Annotated in this window: 11 protein-coding genes; 4 read left to right on the top strand and 7 right to left on the bottom strand. The window is 71.1% G+C overall.

Annotated features, from left to right (window positions below; genetic code table 11):
• Positions 1-8: 8 nt before the first annotated feature.
• A complete protein-coding gene (locus FNH08_RS32725; RefSeq protein ID WP_228034491.1) occupies positions 9-977 on the top strand; it encodes a cation diffusion facilitator family transporter in 969 nt (322 codons plus the stop codon).
• Positions 978-1,023: 46 nt separating this feature from the next.
• Here the strand turns inward: FNH08_RS32725 and FNH08_RS32720 are convergent, their stop codons facing one another.
• Both FNH08_RS32720 and FNH08_RS32715 read right to left on the bottom strand, forming a co-directional pair.
• Positions 1,024-1,581 (bottom strand): YbaK/EbsC family protein, encoded by a 558-nt coding sequence (locus FNH08_RS32720; protein ID WP_152775149.1) that lies wholly within the window; start codon positions 1,579-1,581, stop codon positions 1,024-1,026.
• A gap of 42 nt (positions 1,582-1,623) precedes the next feature.
• Positions 1,624-2,196 (bottom strand): helix-turn-helix domain-containing protein, encoded by a 573-nt coding sequence (locus FNH08_RS32715; RefSeq protein WP_322725886.1) that lies wholly within the window; start codon positions 2,194-2,196, stop codon positions 1,624-1,626.
• 92 nt (positions 2,197-2,288) lie between these two features.
• On the opposite strand from FNH08_RS32715, the gene FNH08_RS32710 reads away from it, so the two are divergent.
• A complete protein-coding gene (locus FNH08_RS32710) occupies positions 2,289-3,155 on the top strand; it encodes a DMT family transporter (protein ID WP_407704496.1) in 867 nt (288 codons plus the stop codon).
• A 26-nt stretch (positions 3,156-3,181) separates the two neighbouring features.
• Here FNH08_RS32710 and FNH08_RS32705 read toward each other — a convergent pair whose 3' ends face one another.
• The gene (locus FNH08_RS32705) at positions 3,182-3,985 is read right to left on the bottom strand and encodes an acyltransferase (RefSeq protein ID WP_152775152.1); all 804 of its coding nucleotides are present in this window, start codon (positions 3,983-3,985) and stop codon (positions 3,182-3,184) included.
• A gap of 113 nt (positions 3,986-4,098) precedes the next feature.
• Between FNH08_RS32705 and FNH08_RS32700 the strand changes: the two genes are divergently transcribed.
• On the top strand, positions 4,099-4,629 hold the full coding sequence (locus tag FNH08_RS32700; RefSeq protein WP_152775147.1) for a gamma carbonic anhydrase family protein: 531 nt from the start codon (positions 4,099-4,101) through the stop codon (positions 4,627-4,629).
• A 72-nt stretch (positions 4,630-4,701) separates the two neighbouring features.
• Here FNH08_RS32700 and FNH08_RS32695 read toward each other — a convergent pair whose 3' ends face one another.
• Positions 4,702-5,346: a DedA family protein gene (locus FNH08_RS32695; protein WP_152775146.1), complete on the bottom strand. Its 645-nt coding sequence runs from the start codon at positions 5,344-5,346 to the stop codon at positions 4,702-4,704.
• A 71-nt stretch (positions 5,347-5,417) separates the two neighbouring features.
• Complete coding sequence (locus FNH08_RS32690) at positions 5,418-6,977, bottom strand: carboxylesterase/lipase family protein (protein WP_322725885.1); 1,560 nt, start codon at positions 6,975-6,977, stop codon at positions 5,418-5,420.
• 285 nt (positions 6,978-7,262) lie between these two features.
• Here FNH08_RS32690 and FNH08_RS32685 point away from each other — a divergent pair, with 285 nt between their 5' ends.
• Positions 7,263-9,227, top strand: coding sequence for a PAS domain S-box protein (locus tag FNH08_RS32685; protein WP_152775144.1), 1,965 nt, complete (start codon positions 7,263-7,265; stop codon positions 9,225-9,227).
• A 13-nt stretch (positions 9,228-9,240) separates the two neighbouring features.
• Here the strand turns inward: FNH08_RS32685 and FNH08_RS32680 are convergent, their stop codons facing one another.
• Positions 9,241-10,221, bottom strand: coding sequence for a phosphotransferase enzyme family protein (locus FNH08_RS32680; RefSeq protein ID WP_152775143.1), 981 nt, complete (start codon positions 10,219-10,221; stop codon positions 9,241-9,243).
• Positions 10,222-10,268: 47 nt separating this feature from the next.
• Positions 10,269-10,933, bottom strand: a 665-nt coding sequence (locus tag FNH08_RS32675; RefSeq protein ID WP_322725884.1) for a hypothetical protein, incomplete at its 5' end; no start/stop codon positions are given.

Genomic DNA, 10,933 nt, shown 5'->3' with positions numbered 1-10,933 from the left:
TCTCCCGCCTGCGGCACCTCCTCACCCCCCACTCCCACGAGACAGCCGACAAGCTCGACTCAGCGCTGGAGTCCTCCGCACGCGGCATGAGGGCCCTGTGGGTCTCGCTGGCCGTGCTCGGGGTGACGGCGGTGGCGCAGGCGGTCGTGGTCGTGCTCTCGGGCTCGGTCGCGCTCCTGGGCGACACCGTGCACAACGCCGCCGACGCCCTGACCGCCGTTCCGCTGGGCATCGCCTTCGTCCTGGGCCGCCGCGCGGCGACGCGCCGCTTCACGTACGGCTACGGGCGAGCCGAGGACCTGGCGGGCATCGCGATCGTGCTGACCATCGCCGCCTCCGCGGCCTTCGCGGCCTGGACGGCGATCGACCGGCTGCTCGACCCGCGCCCCATGGACCACGTCCCGGTCGTGGCCGCGGCCGCGGTCATCGGTTTCCTGGGCAACGAGTGGGTGGCCCGCTACCGCATCCGTGTCGGCCGCTCGATCGGCTCGGCGGCGCTGGTCGCGGACGGACTGCACGCGCGCACGGACGGCTACACGTCCCTCGCGGTCCTGGTGAGCGCGGGCGGCGCCGCGATCGGGTGGCAACTCGCCGACCCACTGGTCGGGCTGGCGATCACGGCAGCCATCCTGCTGGTGCTGCGCGACGCCACGCGTGAGGTGTTCGGGCGGGTCCTGGACGCCGTCGACCCGGCTCTGGTGGACCGCGCCGAGGGGGCACTGCGGGACGTGCCGGGCGTCCAGGAGGTGGGCGAGCTGCGACTGCGCTGGATCGGCCACCGGCTGCGGGCCGAGGTCGCGGTCGTCGTCGACGGGGACGTGACCGTACGTCAGGCGCACCGCACGGCCGTCGAGGCGGAGCACGCCCTGCTGCACGCGGTCCCGAGGCTCACCGCGGCCCTGGTCCACGCGGACCCGGCGCCGACACCGGGCGAGACGGACCCGCACCTCGCGCTCGCCCACCACACGGCCGAGTAAGGCGCGAGGACCCCTACAAGGCCCCCTGAAGGACGGCAGCGCCCCCTCAGGCGACCCCGAGCCCCTCCAACACCACCGCGTTGGGCAGCTCCGCGAACGCCTTCCCGGGCACCAGCAGCTTCCCGCGCCGCCGTCCGCTGCCCACGAGCACGTACGGCAGGTCGACGACCGCGGAGTCCACCAGCACGGGCCACTCCCCGGGCAGTCCGATCGGCGTGATGCCGCCGTACTCCATCCCGGTCCGACCGGTCGCCGTGTCCATCGAGGCGAACGAGGCCTTGCGGGCGCCGAGTTGGCGCCGGACCGTGCCGTTCACGTCGACGCGGGTCGTGGACAGGACGACACACGCGGCCAGCGTCGTGTCACCGCCCCGCTTGCCGGCGACGACCACGCAGTTCGCGGACCGTTCGAGCAACTCCTGCCCGTAGTGCTGGACGAACACCGCGGTGTCGGCCCACTCCGGGTCGGTGTCGACGTACACGATCTGGTCGGCGGGCACGCTGCCGCTCCAGTTCCGCACGGCGTCGGCGACCGGCGTGGTGAGGTCGTCCAGGCTGTCGGGGGCGGGCGAGGCGTGGTCGAAGTGCCCGATGGGTGCGCGCATGACCGCACGCTAACAGGCCCTACGGGCAGGTGAGTCGGCGTCTCAGTGCACGGCCGGCACCGACACCGTCAGCACCATCTCCGTCGGGACGTCACCCTGATTGGCGTACCCGTGCGCGGCGTTGGCCTCGAACGTGACGCTGTCGCCGGCCGGGACGCGGTACTCCATGCCCTCGACGGTGAGCGTCAGCTCGCCCGCCGTGACATGGGCGATCTCGACCGTGCCGGCGGGGTGCGGGTCCGACTGGCTGCCCTCGCCCGGCATCAGCCGCCACTCCCACATCTCCAGCGGGCCCGGCGCCTCCGTACCGGCGAGGAGCCTGCTGTAGCTGCCCGCGTCGGTGTGCCACAGCCGTACCACCTGTTCGGCCGGGACGACGCGGACCTTGGGCCCCTGCTCGTAGTCGAGCAGTGTGGTGATGCTGACGCCGAGGGCGTCGCCGATCTTGACGACCGTTCCGAGGCTGGGGTTGGTGCGGGCCTGCTCGATCTGGATGAGCATGCCGCGGCTGACTCCGGCCCGGGCGGCGAGTGCGTCCAGCGTGAAGCCGCGCTCCGTGCGCCAGCGCTTGACGTTCCGCGCCAGGGACTGGGTCAGCAGGTCGAGGTCCGACACATTCCGTCCAATATTCTAAATGACAGAGTTCAATGAAATGAACTACGGTGTGGTGCACCCTTCGTTCACCGCACTGTACTGCGAGGTCCCCGATGCCGATGACGCCAGCACTGTTCGCCCTGGCCACCAGCCTCCTGTGGGGCCTGGCCGACTTCGGCGGCGGACTGCTGACGCGGCGGACGCCCGCACTCACGGTCGTGGTCGTCTCGCAGTCCATCGCGACCGTCGTGCTCGGCGCGATCGTCGTCGCGACCGGCGGCTGGAGCGAGGCAGGCCCGCAGTTGTGGTTCGCGGTGGCCGCGGGTCTCGTCGGGCCGGTCGCGATGCTCGCCTTCTACAAGGCGCTCGCCCTGGGTCCCATGGGTGTCGTCTCTCCGCTGGGCTCCCTGGGCGTGGCGGTTCCCGTCGGGGTCGGGCTGGCCCTCGGCGAGCGCCCCGGACTGCCGCAGCTCGCGGGGATCGTCGTCGCCGTCATCGGTGTGGTGCTCGCGGGCGGACCCCAGCTGCGGGGCGCACCGGTCCAGCGGCAGGCCGTCCTGCTGACCCTGCTCGCGGCGTTCGGCTTCGGCGCGGTCATGGCCCTGATCGCCGAGGCATCGACGACGCTCACCGGTCTCTTCCTCGCCCTGTTCGTGCAGCGCGTCACGAACGTCGTCGCCGGCGGCACCGCCCTGTACGTCTCGGTGCGGCGCGGCGCGCCCGCCCTCCCCGCGGAGGGCTTCCTGTGGCGCTCGCTCCCGGCGCTCGCCTTCGTGGGCCTCGCGGACGTCGGCGCCAACGGCACCTACTCGCTGGCCGCGCAGCAGGGCCCGGTCACGGTCGCCGCCGTGCTCGCCTCGCTCTACCCCGTGGTGACGGCCCTGGCCGCACGCGCCGTCCTCGGCGAACGGCTGCGCGGTGTCCAGGCGGCGGGCGCGGGCCTCGCTCTCGTCGGCACGGTCCTGCTGGCCGCGGGCTGACCCGGACGGGCGCACACGGCTCGGGACTACGACTCGCTCTTCGGGGCCGGCTCCGCGAGCGCGTTCACGGTGTCCTCACCCAGCTCCGCCAAGGCCAGCAGTTGCTCGGGGGTCACCCCGTCCGGTATCGGCACCGGAGCCGGGGTCCGCAGCGGCGGCTGCCAGCCCGTCACCGGGTCCCAGCTCCGTACGACCCTGGCGGGCGCCCCGGCCACCACCGAGTGATCGGGTACGACACCTCGTACGACGGCTCCCGCGGCCACGACCACGTTCCGCCCGATCCGCGCCCCGGGCAGGATCACGGCACCCGTCCCGATCCAGCAGCCCGAGCCGATCCGCACCGGCTCCATGCGAGGCCACTGCTTGCCGATGGGCTCGTGCGGGTCGTCGTACGAGTGGTTCGTGGACGTCACATAGACGTACGGCCCGAAGTAGCAGTCGCTGCCGATGGTGACCGTGGTGTCGGCGATGACGTGACTGCCGCGGCCGAGGACGACGCCGTCGCCGAGGCGGAGGATCGGGTCGGGGCCGAGATCGAGGTCGGGCATCAACCCGGCGGTCAGCGTGACCTGCTCGCCGACGATGCAGTGCGAGCCGAGGTGTATCCAGGGCTCGCCGAACACCGTGCCGAGCGGGAAGGCCAGCCTGGTACCCGTTCCCAGCGCGCCGAAGCGGAAGCGCCCGGGGTTCTCGGCGGTCACGGAACCCGTGCGCTGCACCCAGGCCCAGCCCGCGTGGACAGCGCGCTGCGCCAGGCGACGACGCCAGGATGAGAACGTGTTCTTGCGCTCGGGCACCCGCTCACCGTACTCAGCGGGAGCCGTGCCCATGAGGCCGTACGGCTGTGATCTTCGCCCCACGGCCGGGGGCACCGATGGCTTACGGTGCCCCTACCGACGAGCGGACGAGCCGTGGAGCCGTCGAGACAAGGAGTGAGTGAGCGATGACGCACGAGGCCCTGATCGCCGGCGTGGGCGGCAAGGATCCGAAGGTGGATCAGGAGGCGTTCGCGGCGCCGACGTCCGTGGTGCTCGGCGATGTGACGCTGCACCCAGGGGCGAGCGTCTGGTACGGCGCGGTCCTGCGCGCCGAGTTCGAGCCGATCGTGGTGGGGACCGGGAGCAACGTGCAGGACAACTGCACGCTCCACGTCGACCCCGGGTTCCCGGTCTCGATCGGCGAGCGCGTCTCGATCGGGCACAACGCGGTGGTGCACGGGGCGACCGTGGAGGACGACTGTCTGATCGGGATGGGGGCGACCGTGCTGAACGGGGCGGTGATCGGGTCGGGTTCCCTGGTGGCCGCCCAGGCCCTGGTGCCCCAGGGGATGCGGGTGCCCCCGGGGTCCCTGGTCGCGGGGGTGCCGGCGAAGGTCAAGCGGGAGCTGACGGCAGAGGAGCGGGAGGGGATCGCGCTCAACGCGGCGGTGTACACGGAGCTGGCTCAGACGCACCGGGAGCTGCACGCCCCGTGAGGGGCGCGGGACTGTGACGTGGTGCGGCTCCGCCGCGATGAGGGGAACGACCCGTCACCGACGTCCCGCGGACTACTCGGCGGCGGGAACCGGCTCCGGCTCGGCGGCAGCCGGAGCCGCCTTCTTCGCCTTGCGCTTCAGGATCAGCATCGAACCCACCCCGAACAGCACCGCCGCCACCAGCCCCAGCCACGAGAACCGCTTGAGCCAGGCCTCGGCGACCACGCCCACGTAGTAGATGACCGCGGTCGTGCCGCCCGCCCACAGGATGCCGCCGAGGACGTTGGCGGTCAGGAACTTCCAGTACGGCATCCGCAGGACGCCTGCGAGCGGGCCGGCGAAGATGCGCAGCAGGGCCACGAAACGGCCGAAGAAGACGGCCCACATGCCCCACTTCTCGAAGGAGCGCTCGGCGGTCGCGATGTGGCCCTCGCTGAAGTGCTTGGGGAACTTGCCGCCGAGCCAGGCCAGCAGCGGGCGCCCGCCCTTGCGGCCGATGGCGTAGCCGATGGAGTCACCGATGATCGCGCCCGCGCTGGCGCACGCGCCGAGGACGAACGGGTCGATCTCGCCGTGCTGCGAGGCGAGCAGCGCCGAGGAGACCAGGATGATCTCGCCGGGCAGCGGGATGCCCAGGCTCTCCAGGCCGATGACCAGACCCACGAGCAGATAGATACTGACCGCGGGCACCGACTCGAGCCACTCCTGGACGTGCAACGCCGCTCCTCCCATGTCACTGGACCCTGCGTTCCGGCGTGCGCTCGGCCGTGAGCGCACGCCGGGGCAGCCTACCTGCTGGCTGTGACGGCAGAGGTGTCCCAGAGGTTGCACTGGTGCTCATCGCGCACAGTGGTGCTCACCACGTTGCCACCCGCCGAGGCCGTTCGCAGGGAGAGCACGGCATCGCGTCCGTCCGGCAGCGACGGCTGCCCCGCGGCACGCGGCACACCGTCACGGATGAACGAGCCCCAGTACTGGACCATCTGCCGGGCCAGCACCCGTTGCTCGGCGTTCAGCGGGCTGTCGAGGCCGAAGTGCTTGAAGAGGTACTGCACCTCGTTGACGTGCGTCGCGCCGAAGTCGAAGTCCGTGTCGAGGTTCCGCAGCGAGGCGAAGGGGGGTGAGGTGCGGTCGGCGAACTCGTACGCGTAGACCGGACCGCGAGCGGCGAGCACGTCGTCCAGCCGGAGTGCGGGGCAGGCGAACTGCGCGTCGCCCATGGCGGTGCCGTAGGCGACGCTCGGCGAGGGATACGCCGACAGCGGGTAGCGCTCCAGGACACTCTCACCGAAGACCGCCCGCATGACCTGGGGGTACTGCTCGGCGGTGAGCGGGGTGCCGTTGTTGTCGAACTGCGCGAAGGCGAACATCCGCCCCTCGTCCTTGTTCGCGCCGTTGAGCACGGGGACGCGGGCGGCGGCGCCCTTGGTGAACGCCTCGGCGGGCTGGACCGGCAGGAAGTCACCACCGGTCACCGGGCCCCAGTCGAAGCCCCTCTGGGCGGCCAGGACCTCTTCGGCGGACTTGCCGCGCAGGCACACCAGGCTCGCGCACCCGAGCTTCTCCATGAAGGCGGCACCCTGGTCGACCGCGGTGTCGTGGGTGCGGGCCGCACAGTCGCCGTACGCACCGCTCTCGACGATGCCCGCGCGGAACAGGCCCTTGCCGGTCGGGGAGGCCAGCTGGGTGCAGACCGAGCGGCCTCCCGCGGACTCGCCCGCGATGGTGACGCGACCCGGATCGCCGCCGAAGCGGCCGATGTTGGCACGCACCCAGCGCAGCGCGGCCTGCTGGTCGAGCATCCCGAAGTTGCCCGAGACACCGTCGCGGGCCTCGTCGTCGAGTCCGGCCGTGGCGAGGTATCCCATGGCGCCCAGGCGGTAGTTGATGGTCACGACGACCGTGCCGGTCTGCCGGGCGAAGGTGTCCGGCACGACGTCCTCGCCCGCGCCCGCGGTGAGCCCGCCGCCGTGCAGCCAGACCATGACCGGCCGGCGAACGGAGCCCTCGGGGGCGTACACGTTGAGGTCGAGGCAGTCCTCGGTGTGGCTGGGCCGCTCGTATCCGGGGTCCCAACTCGCGCCCTGGACACATCTGTTACGGAAGTCCTGTGCCGTGCGCACCCCCTGCCAGGGGCGGACGGGGCGTGGGTCCTTCCAGCGGAGCTTCGCGACGGGCGGCTGGGCGTAGGGGATCCCGAGGAACTGCCGTCCCTCGGCGGTGGCTTCGCCCCGGACCCGGCCGGCTTCGGTGCGGACGACGAGGGGGTCCTGAGCGGCCTGGGCGGGCATCGGGGTCATCAGGGCGGCCGCGAGGGCCGTGAGCCCGGTGATCAGTCGGCGTAACACTTGCTCACCTCCACAGTGGTGTCGCCACATCTACGACCGGAGATGACTCGTGTCAATGCAGTGAACAGGAATGGGGAAGACCGAGCTTCTTGTAGGAGATCGGCATTCTCGGCCACGCCGACTTCCCAGGGCCGAAGGTCCCGAACACACGGGGATACGGCCATCCGACGTGCCGACGGCAACAGGTTCGGGCCGTTAACGGACAGTAAGCGACATACCGACACGGACACGACTCGGGTGCGCTGAGATGGCCGGAATCGTGCTGCGACCTTGGGAGGGGCGGACATGAGTGACCTGGTCGAAGCGGAGCCGGCGCCGTCGGCGGAAGCGGCCGGAAAAGAACGGTGCCCCTGCGGCGAACAGATCCGTGCGGCCGGACCGGGAGGCGCCGAGGAGCGGTTCCGGGGCCTGCTGGAGGCGGCACCGGACGCGATGGTCATCGTCGACGACACCGGCATCATCAAGCTGGTCAACGCCCAGACCGAGGCGCTCTTCGGCTACCGGCGCGAGGAACTGCTCGGCCAGCCGGTCGAGCTGCTCATGCCGCACCGCTTCCGCGCCCACCACACCACGCACCGCGACGGCTACGCCGCCAACCGCCAGGTACGGCCGATGGGAGCCGGATTCGACCTGCACGGGCTGCGCAAGGACGGCACCGAGTTCCCGGTCGAGATCAGTCTCAGTCCCCTGGAGACAGCGGACGGAGTGCTCGTGTCCGCCGCGGTCCGCGATGTCAGTGACCGCAAGGCCGCCGAGGCACGCATCAACGAACTCGCCGCGCTCGTCGAGTCGTCCCAGGACGCGATCCTCGCCAAGACCCTCGACGGCTACATCACCTACTGGAACGCCGCCGCTCAGTCCCTCTACGGCTACACAGCCGAGGAGGTCATGGGCAGACATGTGTCGCTCCTGGCCCCGACCGAGATGAAGGACGACGTCAGCACGCTGCTGGCCCGGCTGCGCGACGGGGAGAAGGTCGAACACTTCGAGACGCTCCGCGTCACCAAGACGGGTGTGAAGCTGGACGTCGACGTCACCCTGTGGCCCACCCGGGACCCGGACGGCATGGTCGTCGGCGCGTGCGCCATCGTCCGGGACATCAGCGACCGCAAGCGCGCGGAGGCCGAGCTCACCGCCCTGTACGAGCAGCAGCGGCACATCGCCCTCACCCTGCAGCGCAGTCTCATGGGTACTCCGCCCGCGATCCCCAACCTGGCCACCGCCAGCCGCTACCGGCCCGCCACGCAGGGAGCCGGCGTGGGCGGCGACTGGTTCGATCTCATCCCCCTCGGCGCCGGGCAGGTCGGTGTACTGATCGGCGACGTCATGGGCCGCGGTCTGGAAGCCGCCGCTGTCATGGGCCAGTTGCGCTCCGCCGCCCACGCGCTCGCCAAGACCGGGATGCAGCCCCGCCAGCTCATGCAGTCCCTGGACACCTGTGTCGCCGACCTCGACGTACCCGACCAGCTCGTCACCTGCTGCTACCTGGTCATCGCCGCGGACACCGGTACCGTCACCGCCTGCTCCGCCGGCCACCTGCCGACCCTCGTCGCCGACCCCAGCGGCGGGATCCGCATCCTCCCCTCCCCCATAAACGCCCCGCTCGGCGTCGGTGACGTCCTCTACGAGCAGTCCGCCACGGCCGTCCCACCCGGCGCCACCCTCATCCTCTACACCGACGGGCTGATCGAGACTCCCTACAGCGACATCGAAGCCCGCATCGGCGAACTCACCTGTCTCCTCGACGAGTTCTTCGCGGCCTCCCCCACCCCGTGTCTGGAAGCCGCCTCCGACCACGTACTCGCCGGCCTGTTGCCCGACGCCGAGAGCCACAACGACGACGTCACCCTGCTCCTGGCCCAGCTCCCGGCCGCGCCCCTAGCCGCCCTCACCACCGACCTGCCCGCGGTCCCGTCCTCCGTCCCCGAGGGACGCGCCTTCCTCAGAGACGCGCTCACCTCATGGGACTGCACGTCTCCAAAGGACGACGCCCTCCTGCTCCTCTCCGAGACCCTGACCAACGCGGTCCAGCACGGCGAGGGCCCCATCGGGCTGCGTCTGTGCCGCACCGCCACCGACCTCACCGTCGCGGTCAGCGACCGCAGTTCCCACCTTCCCCAACCCGGCTTCGCATCCGAGGACGCGGAGTCCGGACGAGGACTGCTCCTGGTACGCGGCCTCGCCGACAGCTGGGGTGTGCGCCCCACGGACGAGGGGAAGACCACCTGGTTCACGCTCAAGCTGCCCTGACAGCCCCCGTTGATCACCACAGGTCCTCCAGACCCGCGGCCAACCGGGAGATGGCGGCCAGATCGGGCAGACTGCGCAGCGAGGCCACGACCTGATCGCTCGCGAACTCCCGCTGCGCGGCGGTCACGGTCGGATCGACGGCACACTCGGCCTGCACGTATACGTAGTTCAGGTCCGTCGCGAAAAGCATGGAGAACGACTGCGGCCCTTGGATCGCGGCGCGGCCTCCGGCCGTCCGATAGGCCCGTGCCAATCGCCGGGCCGATTCGAGGTCGACCTGGTTGCGGCCCGACCACACATACACGGCACGTGCGAGTTCTCGTTCCGCCGAAGCGGGACCGGCGTTGTCCCAGTCGAGGAGGACCGGCCCGTTCGGGCCGACCAGCACGTTCTGGGGCTGTAGGTCGAGATGCGATGTCACCAGACCGTCAGGCCCGGACGGGGTGACCCATTGCGCCAGTTCCGCTGCGGTAGTGGAGATGAACCGGTCCAGCGCGTCTGCCCACGGGATGCCTGCCTGATGAATCTTCTCGAGGAGGTCTTTCCAGTCGGCCTCCCGGGGACATTCCTCGTACCAGGAGTTCGGTGCCTCACTCGCGCCTTCTCCGGCCTGGTGGAGGAGCGCCATGGTCCCGCCGAACCAGTCCAGGAGGTCTGGATCGGACGCGTCCGCCGTGGTGCCGTCGATCCAGTCGTACAGCTTGACGTAGCCCCCGCCGGAGGAAGGGGGGAGGCGTGAGACGTATGCGCCGTGGCGATTGGGGATGAGCCGGGGTGAGGCGATTCCCAGGTCCTGCGCTGCCTGCCGCAACACGGCCTCCTTGCACACCTGTTCTTCGTCGCAGCCGAAGAGGAGTTCCTTGATCGCCCATGAGGATCCGTTGCCGGACAACTTCCAGATCTGGCCCAACGCGCCGCGGGTCACCGGTGTCACCCTCCACGGGCCGGCGTCGAGCGCGTAGGTCTCCGCCATCAAGTCGACTGCGTCACGCATACAGCTACCTCTCCAAAGGCACAGTGGCCGGTGCCGGCCTACGGGGATCACAGTTCCCGCAGGGGCGTCCCGCTGCCCCAACGTTCGAGGAGCGGGCCGTCGATGAGCCGGATGTCGTCCCGGCGTCGGGCCCAGTGAGCGTCACGACCGCTGAAGCTGCCGCGATGCACCACCAGGCGCCAATGAGGGCCCGACCTCGGCCGTCCCTCCGCCCCCGCGCCGGCCGAAGCGGACGTGTCCTCGTCCGGCAGAGGCTCGGCCACCGGGCGGAACGCCACTTCGAGACGGCGACCGCGGGCGTCCCGGGCGCACAGGCGGGGCCGGTCCGCCTCCGGCATGGGCAGCACCCGCCAGCCGTCCCGGCGCAGCATCCGGGAGACGGCCAGCACGAGCCCGCGAGTGTCCAGTTCCGCGATCTCCTCGGGTTTGTAGTAGCCGAGACGGCGACGGGCGACCGGGCGGTGCCGTCGCCATCCGGTCGCGCCCATCACCGTGAGCAGCCCCATGGCCACGACGAGTCCGCCGATCCCCAGGGCCCGGTAGACCGCGGCCAATGCGGCGACCGCGGCGCACACGAGGGCCACGAGAGCGACGAGAGCCGGCAGCACCTCGCGCAGCTCGGGTCCGTAACGTCCCTGCGCCCGCAGTTCCCGGACCGTACGACGACGCCGTGAGAGCCATGACCCACCGCTCGTTCCGGCCCGCCCCCACC

The organism is Streptomyces spongiae (assembly GCF_009377185.1).
Lineage (GTDB): Bacteria > Actinomycetota > Actinomycetes > Streptomycetales > Streptomycetaceae > Streptomyces > Streptomyces spongiae.
This window is presented reverse-complemented; position numbering and strand designations above follow the sequence as displayed.